This is a genomic window from Rheinheimera salexigens (assembly GCF_001752395.1).
Lineage (GTDB): Bacteria > Pseudomonadota > Gammaproteobacteria > Enterobacterales > Alteromonadaceae > Alishewanella > Alishewanella salexigens.
In genome coordinates, this window is sequence record NZ_MKEK01000001.1 from 2,226,702 (window position 1) to 2,247,741 (window position 21,040).

General features: G+C 43.2%; 9 protein-coding genes. 2 read left to right on the plus strand and 7 right to left on the minus strand.

Annotated elements, in window-relative coordinates:
* Positions 1-49: 49 nt before the first annotated feature.
* The 3 genes from pbpC to BI198_RS10210 form a co-directional block, all read right to left on the minus strand.
* On the minus strand, positions 50-2,554 hold the full coding sequence (gene pbpC, locus BI198_RS10200; RefSeq protein WP_070049463.1) for a penicillin-binding protein 1C: 2,505 nt from the start codon (positions 2,552-2,554) through the stop codon (positions 50-52).
* Positions 2,554-8,481, minus strand: coding sequence for an alpha-2-macroglobulin (locus tag BI198_RS10205; RefSeq protein WP_070049464.1), 5,928 nt, complete (start codon positions 8,479-8,481; stop codon positions 2,554-2,556). The genes pbpC and BI198_RS10205 overlap by 1 nt, the downstream gene beginning before the upstream one ends.
* 92 nt (positions 8,482-8,573) lie before the next feature.
* Positions 8,574-9,035 carry a methyltransferase family protein gene (locus BI198_RS10210; protein ID WP_070049465.1) on the minus strand — a complete coding sequence of 154 codons (462 nt, stop codon included), beginning with the start codon at positions 9,033-9,035 and terminating at the stop codon, positions 8,574-8,576.
* A 213-nt stretch (positions 9,036-9,248) separates the two neighbouring features.
* Between BI198_RS10210 and BI198_RS10215 the strand changes: the two genes are divergently transcribed.
* Complete coding sequence (locus BI198_RS10215; protein ID WP_070049466.1) at positions 9,249-9,896, plus strand: energy-coupling factor ABC transporter permease; 648 nt, start codon at positions 9,249-9,251, stop codon at positions 9,894-9,896.
* 48 nt (positions 9,897-9,944) lie between these two features.
* Here the strand turns inward: BI198_RS10215 and BI198_RS10220 are convergent, their stop codons facing one another.
* From BI198_RS10220 to BI198_RS10235, 4 genes are all read right to left on the minus strand, one after another.
* Positions 9,945-11,657: a dipeptidyl-peptidase 3 family protein gene (locus tag BI198_RS10220; protein WP_070049467.1), complete on the minus strand. Its 1,713-nt coding sequence runs from the start codon at positions 11,655-11,657 to the stop codon at positions 9,945-9,947.
* Positions 11,658-11,825: 168 nt separating this feature from the next.
* The gene (locus tag BI198_RS10225; protein ID WP_070049468.1) at positions 11,826-14,879 is read right to left on the minus strand and encodes an efflux RND transporter permease subunit; all 3,054 of its coding nucleotides are present in this window, start codon (positions 14,877-14,879) and stop codon (positions 11,826-11,828) included.
* A complete protein-coding gene (locus BI198_RS10230) occupies positions 14,876-18,184 on the minus strand; it encodes an efflux RND transporter permease subunit (RefSeq protein WP_070049469.1) in 3,309 nt (1,102 codons plus the stop codon). The genes BI198_RS10225 and BI198_RS10230 overlap by 4 nt, the downstream gene beginning before the upstream one ends.
* Before the next feature lie 28 nt (positions 18,185-18,212).
* On the minus strand, positions 18,213-19,268 hold the full coding sequence (locus BI198_RS10235; RefSeq protein ID WP_070049470.1) for an efflux RND transporter periplasmic adaptor subunit: 1,056 nt from the start codon (positions 19,266-19,268) through the stop codon (positions 18,213-18,215).
* Between the two features lie 294 nt (positions 19,269-19,562).
* Between BI198_RS10235 and BI198_RS10240 the strand changes: the two genes are divergently transcribed.
* Positions 19,563-21,032 carry an OmpP1/FadL family transporter gene (locus BI198_RS10240; protein WP_070049471.1) on the plus strand — a complete coding sequence of 490 codons (1,470 nt, stop codon included), beginning with the start codon at positions 19,563-19,565 and terminating at the stop codon, positions 21,030-21,032.
* Positions 21,033-21,040 lie beyond the last annotated feature (8 nt).

The window sequence follows — 21,040 nt, forward strand, 5'->3', positions numbered from 1 at the left end:
GTTAAGATATGACAAGCCAGCAGATTATTATCGCTAGCGGTTGCCTGCACTATTGGTCAACTAATTGAATCAAACGGCTATCAACACCCCCTAAATCATCAACTACCCGCAATTGGTAGCGCCCTGCTTGTGCCGTCCAAAAAAAGGTTTCGCCTGGTTTTACCGTGGCTAAATAACGATTATTGGCAAACCAATGCGCTTGACTAACATCACCGTCAAAACTGGCTTGTAAGGCAATTTTACGCTGCTCAGCACTTGCACCTAATTGATAGACTAAATCTGCTTGTGGCGAACGGATTGCGGGCATAGTACTCACTACTGGCGACAAACCAGTACAAGCTTGGCCAAAATCAGGGGGCTGACGTAAAATAATACCGGCATTAATAAAGCTGCGATTAACATCCGAGGGCCAAAATTCATAGACATCTAATTTGGTTTTGCCCGGCTGATGAAAACAAGCCCGTTTGCCGCTAATAATATCCACCGGTACCGCTCGATGTACCTTGGACAGTTTTATCGGCGATACGCCAGGAATAAACCAGCCTAGTTCGGTTTGTGGGCAGTACTTATTGGGTAAATCGCCACTGCGCTGGCATAAGGGGACTTGGCGCAGATTTAAGTCGGCCGTAGCCGTGAATAAGGCCTTATTAGTGGTTGGTGAGATATCGAGCAAATCGAGTATTTGAAAAAACAGCGGCCCTGCAGCTGAGCGGCCCACTAAGTTTGGATTACTATCGCCATTAAAATTGCCTAACCATACCGCCAATACATAGTCACCACTTAATCCAACCGCCCAGGCATCGCGAAATGCATATGAGGTCCCTGTCTTCCATGCCACTGGGGTGCTGGAGGTTAACTTTGTTAATAACGCCGCTTGCGGTTTAGCATGCTGGCGTAACATATCTAACGTCAGAAATGCCGCTTCTTTAGATAATACTGAGTGGGTTTTGTTATTGGCCACATTATCCATATTTTCAGTTTTTTTAATATTTTCAACACCTTCAATACTTCCAATACTTTCTACATTTTCATCAGAAGCTTCAGCTTGCCAATTTACCTTGCCCCATTGGCCTTGATTACCCAAGCTGGCATAGAGCTGCACTAATTGCTGCATGGTAATTTCCATTCCGCCTAGGGCTAATGCTAAACCATAATACTCAGCAGGTTGCGGCAGATTAACACCCGCTTGAAGTAACCATTGATAAAAGTCCGGCTGCTGTAATTGCGATTGCAAATGTACCGCAGGTAAATTACGACTATTAATTAAGGCCGCGGTAGCATGAATAGGCCCAACAAATTGGCGGTCAAAATTTTCCGGGTTAAAGCCACCATAACGACGGGGTAAATCGATTAATAACGATTGGGGATGAATAATACCCTGCTGCATGGCCAAGGCATAAATAAATGGTTTTAACGCAGAACCCGGAGAGCGCAAAGCAGTAACACCGTCGACTTGACCATGTATGGCGGCATTATTAAAATCTGCTGAGCCCAACCAAGATACTACCTGTAAGTTACTGCGCTTTATCAACAGCACACTAGCATTTTCTAAGCCTTTGCTTTGTTGGCGTAATAAATAAGCTTGAACTAAACGCTCTACTTGCTGCTGCACCCCTAGCTGTAAACTGGTATAAAACCGCCCTTGCTGGCCGGTGCTAGCCGCTAAATAATTAATAAAGTGTGGTGCAGCATAAGGTAAGTTGCTGCGCTTTTGGTAATGCAACGGCATTTCTAATCGGCTGATTTGTGCTGTAGATAAGGGTATTGGCTTACTTGGCGTACTTAGGTTAGCAGGGTTTGCTGGTTTAGCTTGTTGCTGCAGCCACAGCTGAGCTAAACGCTGCCGTGCCAGCTCTAATTGCTGTTGGCCCGTTGTGGTTTCAGGGTTTCGTTGGCTGGGGTTTTGTGGCATTACCGCTAACGCTAATGACTCGGGTAAGGTTAAGTATTTCGCCTCTTTGCTAAAGTAAACTAAACTTGCGGCGGCGACGCCTTCAATATTTGCGGCATAAGGGGCGTAATTAAAATAGCCTTCTAATATTTCGGTTTTAGAAAAGTGACGCTCTAAATACAGCGCGTACGCCAGCTGTTGTAACTTGCCGGCCCAAGTATTACTGCGCAGATTAAAGCGTAATCGGGCTAATTGCATACTAATAGTCGACGCACCTTGCCGCCGGCCATCTTTAATCACACTTTGCCAAAAAGCACGTAATATCGCCGAGCCATCAACGCCATAATGCTGATAAAAGTTCCGATCTTCATACAACAAAGTGGCTTGCTGTAACGACGGGGCAATATCATTTAACGTAATGCGTAATCGATAACGCTGATCGTTCGCTAAGCGCAAACTTAGCAACTCACCCTCAGCTGCAAAATAAGCGCTGGCTTGTTGATAATTTCGATAAAGATCGGGTTTAGGTGATAACCACAAACTTATCGCTGCAGTGAGCGCTAGTAATAGCGCTATTAACCCGAACAACCTTAATAGCGCTATAAGCTTAGTCTTTACTAGCCTAGCTTTGCCCCTAGCGGGTAATAGTTTGCTGCTAGCCATTACTGCTCTGCGTTGACCTTAAAGCGAGATGCCACAGAATGGGCATTTACGCTGCGATCGTACATCGATTCGGCATAAACCGCGGGGACCACAAAATCACCGGCAGCCGTCACTTTAACTTGATACTTAAGCTCAGTACTTTGCGGGCCAAAGCTGGCGTAATAGACAATTCGGTCTTCGCGCACATCAATGTAATCCGCTCGCCAGTGTGTTTGCTCTCTGGGTAACGAGCTACGAATAACGCTAAAACCGGCAGGTAATAAATCTATAACTGCAATATTAGTGTGCCATTGTTTAGTGGTGCTACGAATACGCAACCTAACCGTCAATTCATCACCCTGCTGCGCTGTTGCGACTTTGTTGCCTGCAGCATCTAAATAGTCACGCACCACTTCTAAATCATTACTGGTTGCGCTGCTAGGCAATGTAGCGGCAAAACCCGCTTCGCTTAAGGCATAGAAAACCGGTTGCGCCGATTCTATTAATACCTTGTCGGCGTTAACAGCTAGGTTCGCCTGCGGCATTGCACTGCTGTTATCCGCAAGATTTACCGGTTGTTTTGTATCGGCAATAAGCTGATAAAACTGCAGTGAGTCATTATAAGTACCGCCTTGCATTTGGCCATAAGCTGACAAGGCTAACACGGCATAGGCCGAGCTAATGGTATTATAGTGACCGTCAAACATCGGCTGCACTAAATTTAACACTGTATCTGCATCTAGCTGCTGGGCTTTATCGGTAAAATGCTCAGCTAATAGATAAATATATTGGGCATCTAAGCTTAGTTGCGATTGAAAGGCAGCATTGGCAAAAGGTGATGGCGCTATGCGGTTATCCAATTCAGCCTGCTGCTGAAACGCTGACGGTTTGTTCAGTCGATATTGGCTAATTAAACTATTCGCCACATCTTGTTTTTGCAGTAGCTGATAACTTGCCGCCATATACACTGCGGTAATGTCTGATTGCCACGCTTGCTTATGTTGTTTCTCTAACCGCTCATGTAATGCCACTAAATAATTACTGGTTACCTGACCATTACGGGTTAGTAAATATATAGCATTCGCACGTAGCCGAGCCTGATAGACATTAGCGCCATTTAACCGCGCTAAACTGGTTAAATATTCCAGTCCTTGTTCAAGCATATAGTTAGGTACCGCTAGCCCTTGCTCTCGTGCTGCTAATAAAAAGTGCATGGTATACACACTCGGCGCATCGGCACTGTTTTGCTGTCCTGGCCAAAAGTTAAAGCCACCGTCATGCTGTTGGCGCTCGGCCAATTTAGTTATCAAGCTAGCAAATTTTTGCTGTAACGCTGGCAATTGATTTTGATAAGCCGGTTGTTGCACTAAGCCAATCCAAGGAAAGACTTGCGACACTATTTGCTCGGTACAACCATGCGGGTACTGGGCTAAATAGTCACTAAAGCTTTCAGCCAATACCAGTGGATTACTGGAAGCAGTTACCGACAACTGCGCTAACTCGGGATACCATTTAGTACTTGGGCTTAAGCTAACCTGACCTTTTTTAGCAAAGCCGGCCGTAATATGCTGTTGATAATCTGTCGCTGGCCTAATACTGATACTGAGATCCCGATCCGTTTGCTCTACTATACTGTCTTTTTCATAACGAGCACTAAAGCGCACGCTTGCTTCGCCTAATTGGGCTAAGGCTTTTACTCTAAATCGGGCGCTGGCTTCACTGCCTTCGGCAATGGTTAATTGCTGCTTAGCCGACCCGACTAATTGCAACGAGTCTGGTAGCGTTAATACTACCTCTACTTTTGCTTGCTGGCCGGACTGCTTAATACCATTAGCCACGGTCACGCTAACATCAAACTCATCACCTGGTGCTGCGGTGGTTAATACATCTGGCGTTAGCACAAATGGACCTCGTACTAGTAAATCTTGGCTGTTAGAGCCTAACGTCTTATCTCCTACCGCTACTGCCATTAGCTTGATATTGCCGCTAAAGCTTTGTGGTATAGTAATTTCTGCCTGTTTAAGCTTAGTATCAGCCGCTAAAATACCTAACCAAAACACACCCGGTTGTTCTTGGCGGCGTGCAAAGGGGTTAAGATTTTTATCCATCATGGCGCGACCTGCCATCATTTTCATACTTTCACTGTCACCACCAATACCGGCCAGCTGACGACTTAATAAGTTAAACTCTGGCAGCAGTAAATCGAGTATTTGCATACTGCGCACTTGCAGCGCCCGCTTTTTTAGATAATAAGCCAGCGGATCAGGTAATTGATAATCAGCTACTTGCAATATGCCTTCATCAACACCAAAAATTAATATATCGGCCGCTGTCGAGGTTTTATAGCTTAAATTAAACGGTTTACCGGGCCGCACTTCTTCGGGTGCTTGCAGGGTAATTTGTAGCTCACGACTACTGCGATCAATATTAAACGGCACTACGGCATAACTAAGCGGGCTAATAAATAGCTCTTCAGAATCAAGTGCTCGAACGTAGCTGACATTAATATAGGCATTACCTTCTAAATGCTTAGGTAATTGTATGCGTTGAATAGAGCTTGTGGTGCTAGCACTAAACCAGCTAAAAGCGTGCACTTTATCCGACTCAATACTAATTAAACCGGTACCGGTATAAGGTGCGGTAATATTTAACTCTATCCAATCACCTGCTTTGTAATCGCTTTTATCTAGCTTGACCGTTAAGCTAGCATTTTTTTCCAGCATGGCTTGGCTATTACCCGCGCCAATAACACTAAAGCTTAATTTAGTTAATAATTGCTGCTGGCCATCCACTAATTGCAGCTCATAATCACCCGGTGTATCGGTAGCTAAGGCATACTGGCTACCCGTTTTAGCAATTGCAAAGTCGGTTTCGCTAACCTGCTCGCGCTGCTCAATACTCTGATATTGATAAGTACCATCACGTTGCTGAACTAAACTAGATACCGGACGTTTAGCAATTAATTTTAATTTAAGTCCTGATAATGCTATCTGTTCTAGCTGATTATTGATGGCAATAAAATTAATAATGCGTGCTTGCTGCTTTTTCAAATAACTTAAGTCACCGTCGGTTTTAAAACCGACTAATTGTGGCAATGGTGATACCAACGCGGTTTGCATTAATTGCACACTGCGACCCCCACCGCCATCAAAGCCTTCAGCATGAAACAATAAGCGGTAAGTCCCGCCACTGTATTGCTCTAGTGGCAAAGTGAAATTGGCTTGACCATTGGCATCTGTTTGCTGATCAGCCAAGTTTTCTTTTATGCGCTCTCTAGCTTTATCTTCCTGATTTAATGCTACAAATTTATAATCTTTATACTCAGTAAAATCAAAACTAGTGGGGATTAATTCAAACCGAGCACTGACGCGGCGTTGCTGGGCTGGAGTGCCAAATAAATTATCTAATTGGATTTGTGCACTTAAATCAGCGGGTGATAACCAGCCTGACGCGTGTTGATTAAAACGGTTGGTTATTTTTAACCGATCGGGCATAAACTCTTCAATTTGAAAGCTAGCCGAGCCTAAATATCGCTGTTGTGCGCCTTTTTTATCTAATAAACTTACCGATACATTGTAACGACCAGTATCACTGCTACTGTCACTATCAATGCTAAAGCTATGTAAGCCGCGACCTGATAATGAAAATTTTTCCTGCCAGAATGTATTGCCGCGTGGTCCTTCAATTTGAATTTTAAGTGGTAGATTACTCGCTTGGGCAACCGACAGATCAGCTTGACGAATAATTGTCGCCAATTTAACTTGCTCACCCGGTCGATAAATACCACGATCACTAAAGATATAAGCATTTAACGCTGTGCTATCCACAGGATCATAGTAATCTCCAGCAGTATTAAACTTTGAATAATCTAACTGGCGGCTATAGCGTTGATAAGGAATAAAGCTACTGTCCGTAATGCCCTCACGCTGCTGAGTGACTAAATACACCACCGGTTGCCGTTCTCGCATAAAGTGATTGGTTTTAGCAAAACTTACCTGTCCTTGGCTATCGGTTTGTTGGCTATATAAGGCTACGCCGTTTTTACCCAATAACTGCACTTTGGCATTAGCTACTGGTTTGCCTGTGGCAACAGACATCACAAATACTTGCTGACTTGAGTCGGCATTGTGTTTAACCAATAAGCCCAGATCGGTTACTAGCACCATGCGTTTATCAAGCGTTTCTTGATAGTTATTCGGTTGAGTAGCGTCGTAGGCCATTAACTCGATAATAAACAGCCCCATACCGCTTTTATCTAAATACGGTTTTAAAGGCAGAGCTAAATAATTGGCTTGTTTCAGATCAGCTTTGGCATCAGGCGTGGTCAAGCTAAACGTTTTTTCATATACCGCGGTTATGTTTTCTTGATCAAAACGATAACTATCAAAATACGGCTGGCTAATATCACCATTAGTTTGGCTAATATAATGATTTAGTTGCTGCGGTAGCAGCTTATGCAGTTTTACTTTTACTCCGGGTAAGCCACGGCTAAGCAATTGCAGGGTTTGCTGACCACTTAACGACAGTACCGCCCCTTCGCCAATAATCTTCGCTTGCTTGGGATACGCTGGCGCTTGTTGCACCGAGCGAAACTCATTGGCTAAGCGAAACTCAGCAACCGACTCTACTCCCGCAGGCAGTTGAATAAAAATATTCTGCTGCACCGGTAAATCTAACTTAATACTAAACTGCGCGGCATGACTTTCAGGGGTTGGCATAAGTTGCCACTCTATAGCTTTAGCATCCGCTAACACTTTGCTATTAACTTCGCTCGTCATCCAGTTACCCGAGCGCCGTTTTGGATGCTTTGGTAAGGCATATAATTTAAGTTTGTTGGTTAGTTCAGCTCTGGCAATGCGATCAGTAAATCCGAGTAGCAACATCTGCTCTGGCTGCTGCTCGGGATTAGTCACGATTTCAACTGTCGGTTGCAGCACTTTTAAAAAACTATTTTGATCCGGCACTAATATTTGCTGGCTAATTTCTAAAGCTGTTTCTGTGTTACCTCGTTGCACCTTCACACCTTTAGCTAATGTTAAGGTTAAATATTGCTCATGCTCGGGTAAGGTTAGCGCAGCAGATTGAATATACACTTCACGGCCAGTTTTATCGCTGGTCAGAGTGTATTCTAAGGCCTTTGTGCTAGCTGATTTATCGGCGCCATCGGCACGCATCTGTAAACTTAATAATGGGTAAATACTCGATAACTGCACCGGATGACTAAAATATAAGATGCCAACAATATGCCGTTGTTTAAGCTGATCTGGATGTTGATAAAAACGTAATTTATCCAACTCAACGCTTAATTCAGGCGATGAAAAGTGATAACTCGTGGTTTTTAAATTAATGTCAGGGGCGAAAATAGCTTTATCTAAACTCACTTTATATTGTTGACCCGCGGGCCACGCCTGCTCTGGCGTAAAGCTTAAGGTGTTATCATCTTGCCATAACCATTTACCGGCTATATTTGGGCTAAGCGTTACTCCTTGGCTTAATACCTCACCAATTAAATCTAATTTTGCCGCTGAAAGAGTAGATAGCGGTACTATTGGCGGTGAAATTGGCGGTGCTATTCTTGATAGTCGAGATAAGTTATCTACTGATCTTGGCGTTATTGGCTCGGCCTGTGGTGGTTCTTCCGCATCAGGTACAGGCTGGCTTTCATACTCAAAATGCAAGATTAAGCTACTGGGTTGCTCAACATCATCTTGATAGTAACCAATCTCTGGTGCACTAATGTTAGCGATTACTTGAATTGGCTTAGGTAACTGGGCGTAATAATACCCACCAACAATAGCCACAGTAAGCATTAACAGTATAAAAACAGTAATAGACCAAAAACGGCCGGGTTGATGTTGAGCTGAATGCTTTAATTGTTGACACCAAGGCGGCGCTGTCCAATTAACGGAACCAAACAATTTACTGAAAAATGATGATGACCCAGACATAACCTATCCTTAGTTTACCGCAAAGCTAAACAATACTAGCGGATGAAAGTTAATACTAAATGAATTCTAGCAGCTTGAGTTTACACATTAAATTACAGCCAGCGTCTCACTTTAGCTTGATATTGGATAAATTGTTGGCCAAAAACTTTAGTTAATGCTCGCTCTTCGGCTTTAATTTGAAACTGATTTAAATACAGTATAAACAGCGCTATCATTAACACCGACCAAGCTGAGGATAAATAAATCGCCCACGCCAATAACGACATAGCAAAGCCAAGGTACATAGGGTTGCGAGTTAAGGTATAAATACCGCTAGTCACTAGCTCTGACGCCGCTTCAGGCACCCGCGGATCAACCGTAGTTTTAGCTCGCTTAAAAGCAAATACACCGGCTAAAATTATTACTAACGCTAGTAAGAATAATAGCGTTACCATAACTAGCCTAAGCGTAAAACTGATAGTAAAAAGCGGCAGGGTCAAAGAAATTAACCACATCATTAATGCAACGATAAGTACAACCAATACCGGTGGTAGCTTTTTTTCTAACCTGTTCATTATCCTTCCTTAGTCGTTAAAGCTGTTATTAGAAAAAATTCGATTTAAAACTTAGACTTAAGCTTAATAGCATGTAATTAACTGAAATCAAACCTGAGCTTAACTCGAACCTAGTATTAAAATAATGTCCTGTGGCATCAGCTTTGTCGAGTCAGTTGGTAAAATAGGCAGAACAATTTGCGCTGCAGCATCTTATTGAAGTGGAGACAAGCAATGACAATGTGGCAAATAACCGGCTGGATTTTATGGCTACTGATAACAGTACGCTACTTTCCGCGTGAGTTTTGGCCCAAGTTAAAAACAGAACCCGGTTATCAGCATTTTGTGTTTGGGTCAGTATTAGGCTTAAGTGTGTTATGGAGTATTCAAGCCGGTATTATTAATGGTTTAAACCTGCATTTTTTAATGTTAACCACTTTGGTGCTGTGTCATGGCTGGCGTATCGCTATGTTGTTATGTGCATTTATTAGCCTGATATTAATTACTTTTCAGATCATCCCACTGGCCGATGCCGGTTTATACGCGTTAACAACCTTTATTATTCCTGGTTTATTTAGCTACCTAATGTTTTTAGCCAGTTACCGTTACCTTTCTCGGCATTTATTTGTCTATATTTTTGTGGCCGGCTTTTTAACCTCAGCCTTCACTATCGCTTTGCATATGCTATTAGTTTCACTGTGGTTTTATACTGAAGGACGTTACGAATGGGATATTATCTATGATAATTATCTTAAGATGTCGATATTAACTTGGTTTCCTGAAGCCTTACTCAATGGTGGGGCAATTACCTTAATGGCCATCTATCAACCGCACTGGTTACGTACCTTTTATGATCGTGAATATCTGTCACCAGACCGATAAACAAAAAGGCGTGCTGAGCACGCCTTTTTTATTTTACCCCAAACTTGTTTATTCTAAGCCAAGCACTTGCTTACCTTGATTAAAGTCAATATCAACCGGAATATTAGCCGATGACAAACGGGCTAAATCAGCGGCTAATTGCGGCTTAATTACGCCTTTGTCAGCCACTAACGATGCCACGCCGTCATAATTGCCATCGCCTTGCAATGTCAAGATAAGCTCGGATAATGACGCCATTGCCAACTGCATTTTTTCATAATCCACTTGATAAGTACCATCGTTATTACGAACAAAAGCCTCTTGTTCAGCAAAGTAATTAAAGCGGATCATATTCGCTTTACCATGGGCACTTGAGGCACCAAACCTCACTGAGCGGAAAATGCCGGCCATAAAGGTGGTATAGAAATCTTCAATCTCACCCTCTTCCAGCATGCCTTGTTTATGCAGTTGCGTGATCATATACAAGCCTAAAATATCGGCTTTGCCTTCCTCTAACGCTGAAGCGTGTTCTTTTAATGATTGACGAACAGTGCCATTGCCATTAATAGTGTTTTTAATGCCTAAACCATGAGCCACTTCATGAAACATAGTATTATTAAAAAAGGCATTAAAGGTGACATGCTGACGTTGCTCAGGTGTGATTAGCAAGTCAGTAATTGGCAACATAATATGCTCAAACTTAGCTTGCATGGCGTTTTTTAACTGTAACCGCCTAGTGCCGTACTCTAATTGCACTTGCTCATCATTGGGTAGGTTAATGGCAATCGTTTTTGAACCGGCATTGGCATGACCAGCATAATAAATAACATCATAGGCATTTAAATCTGCATCACTACCGGGCACTTCTGCTTTGTATTTTTCATCGACTGGTAAACCTCGCTGTAAAGCTGGCAAGGTGGCAGCATATTTAGCCAATTTGTCGCTCCAGCTTTGATCTTTTACTAACACATAAGCTTCAAACGCCGTGCGATATCCGTATAACTGATCTTCATAATTTTCGATAGGGCCTATGACGATATCTATCTTATTATTCTTCATCGCCATCCAAGCTAAATCAGACGCTTGATAACTATCGGTTAATAACGCTTGCGCTCTTAGGGTTAAGTAATGCGCAAACTCGCTATCTTCTGCTAACGCTGCAGCTTGGGTTAATAGTTTTGCCGCGGTTGCTAGTTGTGTTTGATACATTTTTGAATAAGGAACGCTAACTAACTCACCCTGACTATCGCGCTGCACCATCGAATACAAACCGGTTTTATCGGCAAAATCCGCTGCCGTAAATTCTGCTTTAGTCATATCTTGAGGATAAAACTCAGCACCTAATGCTTTTTCAGCAAAGCCGGTTAAAAAAGGGGCATCACCTTTAAGACGATCCCAAGGACCATAGTTAATATCCGCAAATTGACGCACTTTACCTTGCGGTAACTTGGCTAAAAAATCTTGTTTAGATCCGCCAAAGGCTTGCTGCCAAAATAAGTCATCCATCACTTTTGCGGCATCGATTAATAGCGCCAGCATTTTATGTTGGTTAGCACTTAAAGCAGATAGATCAGCCGTTAAATCTACTGGATAATAAATATCTAATCGTGATGCAAATTCAGGTATTAGGCTAACGGTCGTTTCAGCTGCAGGCGAAGCGCTTGCTAGTTCAGAGTTAACACTCGCTTGGCCAGTGTTAGTAGGTGTCGCTTTATCAGAACAAGCAGTAACAGTTAATGCACCGGCCACCAGTAAGGCAGTTAGAATTGGATTAATACGCATAATAGGAACCTGTTTAAAAAATAGAAGTAAACTCGATTACAGAGTAGGTAAAGCGCAGCGACTGTGCAACTGTTTGCGCTAAAATGTCGCTCAGCTTGGCTATTTTCCGGTTTAGTAACAGGGTAAAATAGCCAACAAATAAGGCGATAAAACACATTTAAGTATGGCTTATAGCCATACTTTATTGGCCCAGCGCCGTGCGGTACTGCGCCAATTTAACCATTTGGTATTAAGTTGAATTAAACCCCAATAGGTTAACGGCACTAACACTAAACTGGTTAAGGTGGAAAACAATAAGCCACCGACAATCGCCACCGCCATTGGGGCATAGCTTGGGCCATCACCGCCAATTTGGGTACCGCCAAAAGCCAAGGGTAATAAGCCTAAAACGGTTGTTGAAACGGTCATTAATATCGGCCGTAACCGTGACTCGCTGGCGGTAATTATCACCTCTAACAATGGCAACTCTGGATAGGTTTCTCGGTCTTGATTAATGCGATCTACTAATACAATACCGTTATTGACCACTATACCCATTAACACCAGCATACCAATCATGCCCATAATCCCCATGCTGGTACCGGTAAATAAAAAGGTCCAAAACACGCCTACTAATGAAAACAGTAACGAGCCAATAACGGCGGTAGGCAATAAAATGGATTCAAATAATGCCGCCATCACCAGATAGATCATTGCCACAGCCAATAACATATTCACCATCATCACTTGCTGAGATTCATCTTGGCGTTGAAAGCTGCCTTGAAACGACCAGCTGTAACCCGCTGGTAAGGCGATGTGATCCATAATTTGGCTAATGTCTTCGCGTACTTTATCCATCGTAGCGTCTTTGCTTAAGTTCATCCGAATAGCAATGCCGGTTTGACGATTAAAACGGCTAATCTTATCTAACCTTGGTGCAACGGTTAACGTGGCTAATTGACTAAGACTTATCACCACACCGTCTTTGGTTAAAATAGGCAGGGCTGCCAGTTCTGACATAGAGGTGCTTACCCGCTCGTCATATAACACCCGCATTAACAGCTCGCCTTGTTCGCTACTACGAAAGGTGCGTAAGTTTGTACCGCGTAATGCCAATGATACTGCATCGGCTACTTGCTGCGCGGTTAAGCCATGGCGTTGTAATTGTGCTAGTTGCAAACTAATTTGCAGTTCTTGTTGGCCATTACTTATCGCCGAGCTGACATCCTCTAACCCAGAAACATTAGCTAATATCGGCTCAACGTCTTTAGCTAAACGCATTAATACCTCAGTCGAGCGGCCTAATAAATGCACTTGTAAGCCATCATTACTGCCCCAGCCAAAGGTCGGTTTCGCCCGAACTAAGCTTGGCCAATTATCGCGTATGGCTTGTTTTAATTCAGCAATAGGTTGGCTTAACGGTTGGCGAAAAATAATGGTTGATGAAGCTTCACCAGAGCGGTAATAGCTGTATACCGACTCAATTTCAAATTTATCTTGATTAGCATATAAGTAGTTTTCCATTCTAACTACTTCGGCTTCTACTTCAGCCAGCGCATAGTTTCCTTGAATATTATACTTAACAAAAATGCGACTATTATCCTGCTCGTCGTCGTCACCGCCTGACACCACCCCTATCGGTATGACGATGCTGGCTAAAATTAGCAGTGCGGCAACACTCGACCAGCGCGGATAGGCCATAACCTTACTTAAGATCCGCCGATAAACTCGCTCTAACTTAGTTGGAGTATTGCTGGTGTTTAACTGCATATTCAGTTTAGTGGTCAGCAACGGAATTAACGTTAACGCCATCAGTAAACTTACGGCTAAACATAAACAAATTGCTATAGCTACATGCTCAAGAAATATGGTTAATTGCATTTTTTGGCCAATAATATTGGGCAAAAATACGATGGCCGTTGTCGCAGTACCGGCAACAACCGCTAAACTGACCCGACGCACGCCTCTGGCCGTGGCGGTTTTAATATCGCCACCTAATGAGCGTTCGCGAAAAATGCTTTCGGTCACCACCACCGCATTATCCACCAGCATCCCTATCGCCAGCATTAATCCCATCATGCTTAAGATATTTAAGCTGTAGTCCAGAAAGTACATAATGCCTAAGGCGATACAAATTGACACCGGCACTGCCAACACCACCACCATAGTGCTACCTAAATGGCGCAGAAAAATATACAACACAATAAACGATAACACCGCACCAATAGCGCCAGCGGTTAATAAGTCGGTTAAGGACGTTGTTACGCCATCGGCCATATCATCCATGATATATAAACTAATACCATTAAAGGCCGGATCTTTATCCACCGCCGCAACCACCGCTAAAGCAGCCTTAGCCACTTCAACTAAGTTAGCACCCGACTCTTTGTACACGTTCATGCCTACTGCATAGGTTTGATCTAAGTGCCGTCCTTCCTCAGCTTTTGGCAACTCTAACGCTACCGTAGCCACTTCACGCAAGGTTAAACCCGGTCGCAACGGTAAAGCGGCAATTTGGCTAAGCTCTGAATATTCACCGACCGGCTTTACTAAAATACTATGCTCTGGATTACGTAATTCGCCGGCGGTTATCGCAAAGTTATTTTGCTGCAATACCCTGACAATACTTGCTGCATCAATATTTAATGCACGCATTTTGTCAGGGTTAAGCCGGATTACCACTTGACGTTTTTGTACGCCATATAACTCGACTTTAGACACGCCATGCACCCGCTCTAACGGCCGTTTAATTTGCCGCTCTAATAAGTCATAGGCCATAGCTAAATCACGTTGGCTTGAAATACGTAACTGAAAAATAGGCATATCATTAGTATTAAATTGAAATACCAACACCCGCTCAACATCTTTAGGTAATAAGTGCCTTATGCTATCTAAGCGCTCACGTACCTCGATGCTTTTACTATTAATATCCTGCTCCCAGTTAAACTCTAGCGAGACCTCAGCACTATTTTCATTGGAACTAGAGCGTAACTGTTTAATACCGGTGACGGTTGCCAACGCTTCTTCTAAGGGCCGAGTAATTAAGCGTTCAATCTCAGCGGGGGTAGCATTGGCATAAGGCACATTAATAAATATCTGCGGAATATCAATACCCGGAAACTTCTCCAAAGGCAGCATTCGGCTAGCTAAGATGCCAAACACCAACATGGATATAAACAGCATACAAATAGTCACCGGCCGGGTTAGTGCCATGCGGGTTAATGCGAGCGGTTGCTGGTTCATAGTCCAGACTCCTGTGCATGAGTCTGCTCTACCAAAACAGTGTCTTTACTGACTAAATGATACAGCACCGGAATAAATAATAAGGTCAGTAAAGTGGCTAAGGCTAAACCAAAGATCACGGTTATTGCCATAGGCGCCCGTATTTCACTGCCCTCACCGCCTAATGCCATCGGTAATAAGCCCAAGATAGTAGTTAAAGTGGTCATTAATACCGGACGTAAGCGACTGGTTCCGGCTTCGACAATGGCTTGTTGTAAAGCGACACCTTCAGCCCGTAACTGATTAATCCTGTCAATTAATACAATGGCATTATTCACCACTATACCGGCCAGCATAATTAAACCGATAAATACAATTACCGATAATCGGGTATCAGTTAACCACAAACCTAAAATCGCGCCAGCGCCCGCTAAGGGTACGGTAAATAAAATTAGTAACGGCTGCAGCAAGTTTTCAAATTGCGAGGCCATCACTAAATAAACTAAAAAGATTGCCAGCAACAACGCCATTACTAGCGACTGATATGCACGCTGCATTTCTTCGCTTTGCCCGGCAACAGTTGCAGTAACACCATAAGATAACGGCTGCTGCGCTAATATGGCTTGAGCGCGCTGGCTGGCTTGCTCGATATCGCCATAAGCTAAATTAGCCGTAACTAACGCCACCCGTTGTTGACCAATACGGGTAATTTCACTTGGGCCAATTTCGCGTTTAATCTCGGCTACTGCAGATAAAGGTAATGGCTTGCTACTGTTGGGATTAATGATCAACTGGGCTAATTGCTGTTGTGATTGGCGATATTCTTCGGCTAACCGCACCCGAATATCTACTTTACGATCATCAATCGAGTATTGGCCGGCAATTTCGCCACCGACATAAGCCGCCACTCGCTTGGCAATATCATGCGAATTTAAGCCCAGTTGCGATAGTAGATCATGATTAAAATACAAACTGATCTCTGGCTGACCTGGACGCAAACTGGATTTAACATCTGTAAACTGCTCTTCAGCTGCAAACCGAGTCACTAACGCATCGGCGGCCTGCTTTAATTGGCTTAGCTCATAACCGGATAATTCAATTTGTAACGGCGTACTAAAGCTCAGTAATTGCGGCTGATCTATTTTCACGCTGACATCAGGCCATAAGGCTAATTCTTGCCGCAGTAGCGAAATTAACTGTTGCTGCTGCTCGGCTGAGGTATCGGGTTGCAACACAATATTCAGCCGGCCCCAATGACTGCCCCCTATGCTAGGATCTACTGTCATTTGCGCCCCTGTACCAGCTTGGGCATAGGTTTTTACCACAACAGTTTGTTGTTTGGCTAACAAGGCTAAACGCGTCATCAGCTTGTCGGTTTGTTCTATGGCACTGCCTACCGGCAACTGCACTTCAACATAAAATTCACCTTGATTCATGTTGGGTATCACATCTGCGCCTAAGCGTGGTAATAGGCTATAACACACTGCAGCGATAATAAGGGTTAAACCAATACTAAGTGTTTTTGCTGCTAACGCTCGCTGTAATAGCCATTGATAACGCAGTTCAAGCTTAACTAACAGCCAGCTTACCGCCGCAATTAACGGTTTAAATAATAAAGCCAAAAAGCGGCTAACAAGACGACTTAACAAGGTGATTACCGTAATAATAGCAATAATGCTGGCTTTAAACGCCCTAGCAACCAAGCGTAGCGGCCAGGTGGGCCAGTAGTACCAAGCCTTTTTAGTCGTTGTACTAATCGTTTGATTAGCCGCTTTGCTAGTACTAAGCTGTGAGCTATCCCCTACACTGTCAGTAGCCTTATCCTGTTTATTGCCTTGGCGTTGTTGTTCACGCGCAGCCATAGTTGGGATCAACGTTAAGGCCACCACTAATGAGGCTAATAAGGCAAAAGTGACGGTTAAGGCTTGATCGCGAAATAACTGGCCGGCGATACCTTCAACAAACACTAGCGGAAAAAACACTGCGACGGTGGTTAAGGTCGATGCGGTGATGGCCATTGATACTTCTTTTGTGCCCAGCTTGGCCGCTTCAAAGGCGCTTTTACCTAACTTTTTATGCCGGTCGATATTTTCTAACACCACAATAGCGTTATCAACTAATAGGCCAACGGCTAAGGCGATCCCCCCCAGGCTCATCATATTTAATGAGATACCTTGACCGTACATCAAATTAAAAGTGGCAATGACTGATAACGGAATTGAGATAGAAATGATTAACGTGGCCCATGCATTGCCTAAAAATAAATACAGTACTAGCATCGCCAGTAAGCCACCAATGATGGCCGACGACTTTACTTCATCTATTGCTTGCTTAATAAACTCAGACTGGTCGTACACCACATCCAATTGATAATCGGTGGGCAACGCCTGCTGTAACTTGGTTAATTGGCCTAAAATGGTCTCGGCGACTTGTACGGTATTGGCATCACCTTCTTTATATACCGCCACTTCAATTGCTTCTCTGCCATTAACATAAGTAATACTTTTTCGATCGGTAAAGCCATCGCGAATTTCTGCCACATCCGATAAACGAATAGGACTATTGGCCACTTCAGCGACATATAAGTCATTAATTTGGCCCAGATCTGAAAACTGATTAATAGTGCGAACTAAATAATCAAAGCTGGTGGTTTCCAGCCGACCACCCGATTGATTTAAATTTTCTTGGCGTAAGCGCTGACTTATCTGACTAATATCTAGCTGTAATTGACTCAATTTTTGTGGGTCAACTAAGATTTGAATTTCTTGCTCTAAGCCGCCATCAGGGCGCACGGCCGCCACACCAGATAACGACTCTAACGCTCGGCGTAAATCTTCATCGGCATAGGTACGCAAGCTAACCAATTGGCTAGAGGTTAACGCTTGATCGGTATCTTTGCGGCTTAAGGCTAAACGAACAATAGGATCAAGATTGGGATTAAAGCGCAGCAATAATGGCTTTTCAATTTCTAACGGTAAAAACAACACGTCTAGCTTTTCACGCACCTCAAGCGCGGCAATATCCATATCCGTGCCCCAATCAAACTCCATCACGACATCTGAGCGGCTTGAGCGCGACACCGATTGTACTTTGCGTACCCCTTTTACAATACCAATAGCTTCTTCAATCGGTTTACTAACTAATTGCTCTACCTCGGCCGGTGCTGCACCAATAAATTCAGTACGAATAGTCAGTGAAGGATACGATAAGTCCGGTAATAAATTTACCGCTAACCGCCCAGCGGCGACTAAGCCAAACAGTAAAATACCCAGCGTAAACATCCAAATAGTCACCGGTCTTGTTACTGCAATATCTACCAGTTTCATAGCATCAAATCCTTTTTGTTATTATTCTTTAAAACTGGCGTACCGCGACCACATTAACTAACGCATCAGGTTTTAATGCTGCTTGACCAGCAACAACCACGGCCTGCTCAACAGTTAGCCCTGAAACTATTTCAACCGTTTCATCTGATTGATACCCTAGCTCGACATTTTGCCGACTAACGGTGTTCTCAGCTGAGACCACAAAAACTGTCGCAACATTATCGGTTATCATTAATGCCCGTTTCGGGATTAACAGTGCTGCCGGTTTAATATCAAACTGCAACTGTACTTGAGCAAACATACCTGGCTTTAACTGTAACTGACTATTATCTACTTTTAGCACCACGCGAACCGTACCAGAGGCGGCGTCGACTATCGGTGAAATTCGAACTAATTCCGCGTTCATCGGCGCTGAACCAACAAAACGTAATATTGCGTTCTGGCCAATTTGCGCTTGTTTTAGGTGTTGTTCAGGTAAATAGACAATGGCCTCTAATTGCTGATTTGCCACAATATGAAACAACGATTCGGTTTGATACTGACTAATTAACTGGCCAATTTTGGCATAACGCCTCGCCACTACGCCGCTAATAGGCGTGCGAATTTCTGTTTCTGTTAGCGCTAATTGGGCTAAATTTACCGAAGCTAAAGCAGCATCATATTGCCATTTTAATTTTTCAAAATTATCAGTACTGATAAGCTGACGTTGATACATTTCGTCCATCCGCTTTAACTCACTGCTTAGCCGGCTTAATTCCGCCTGCTCTTTTTGTAAACTAAAACGCTGACGCTCATTATCTAAGGTCGCTAATAATTGGCCGGCTTCAACTTGTTGGCCTTCTTCAACTAAAATAGTGGTAACAATGCCAGTAGCTTTACTAATTACTTGAGTTTCGGTGCGGGTTTCCAATGTCGCGGTGGTTTGATAACTACTGCTAATTTCACCCTTGCGACTTAAACTGGTTTCAATTGGAATAGCCATAATATCTTCAGCTTTGGTTGCTGATGCGGCACTTTCTGCGGGATGACAGCCTAGTAAAACACTGCTAACTATGAATGCCATAACTAAGGTGGCGATATTCATACAAACTTCCTTGATTTGAATTTAAATTATTATACTGCTCTGGGTTTCTAATTTAGCTATTGCAGACACTATGCCAGCATTTTACACTCAAAATAAAAACATTTAAATCAATAACTTAAATAAAAACCCGATAAAGATATTATTTTTATGTATACCTAATTTCGTCAAATAAACTAATCTTTAGTCAAATAAGTAAAAAATTACGACCAATGTACACTTAATTACGAATTAGAGTATGTACTCTCAGGTCAGACCTGAATATACTGAAGTGTTTTATTTAACAGGGTCATTATAATGCTTAGAAAAACCACAGTTTCCATTGCTGTATTCGCAGCCATTTCCAGTCTTAATGTGCAAGCAGAAGGCTATAAATTATTTGAACAATCGGTCAGTAGTATGGGTAACGGCTATGCTGGTCGTGGTGCACAGATCACTGATGCTACTTTAGTTTACTCTAACCCAGCCGCATTAACCGAATTAGACGGTGCTCAATTTTCTGGTGGTGTCAGTATAATCAACGCCCAGACTAACTATCGCAACATGCAAGCGCAAAGTGCCAACGGCCAAGCCGTTGCTGGTCGCGCTGAAGGTCACAATACCTTAACGGAAGCAGTACCTTTCTTATTTTATGCCGACCAATATTCTGAGCAGTTAAGCTGGGGTATCGGATTTTATGTGCCATTTGGTTTGTCGTCAGATTACGATAATGATTTTGTAGGCCGTTATTTTGCCGATGAAACTGATATTCAAGTACTCAGTTTACAACCTGCTATTGGTTATAAATTAAATGAGCAATGGTCTATTGGCGGTGCAATTTCTGTTAACCGAGTAGCGGGCACTTTATCTAAATATAAAGATCATGCCGGTTTATGTGAACTTGGCGAAGCCACCACCAATGCGATGTTTGGTGCTCCGGTGTATAACGACGCCTATTGTAATAGCCACTACGAAGTATCAGGCGATGATGTTGCCTTTGGTTATTCTTTAGGTATTCATGGTGAGCCGATTGCAGGCACGCGTATTGCGCTTAGCTATCATTCAGAAGTGCGTTACACCTTAAAAGGTGACTCTACTATTACTAATACGCCAATAACCGGTGCTAATGTAGCGGGTAGCCCAAATTTTATTGTGGTTGCCCCGCATTTACCGGCTATTGATAAATCTACCGGTAAATTAGCCGCAAATAGCCAGCTAACCGAAAAAAGTAAATTAGCCTTAACCACGCCTGCTTCAGCCGCTTTTAGTATTGATCAGCAATTTACCGATGCTTTCTCTTTGCAGTTTACCGCGGCTTGGACCGAGTGGAGTAAGTTTGAAAGTATTGATATTGTCAGTAATGATGCTAATCCTAGCATCTCTACTAATACCCAATTACCACCAAACTTAAATGCACCAGGTTATATTGGTTATATTCCAGAACAATGGCAGAATTCGTGGTCATATGCATTAGGCGCAACCTACGTTATGCAACCTGATCTGACGTTAAAAGCTGGTATTGCTTCTGATGAAAACCCGATACCACAATCACATAAAACAGCGCGGATCCCAACCAGCGACAGAACCTGGTTAACCGTTGGTGCTAATTGGGCGGTAACGAAAAAAGTTAGCCTAGATTTTGCTTATGGTTACTTATTTACCGGCGATGTGAGTATTAACGAAGGTGAATATAACGTTCAAGATGAAAAGTTGTATAACAGCAATGTCACCGGCGACTATAGCAACAAAGCCCAAGTATTTGCGGTGCAAGCCAACTATCACTTTTAACTAAGCAT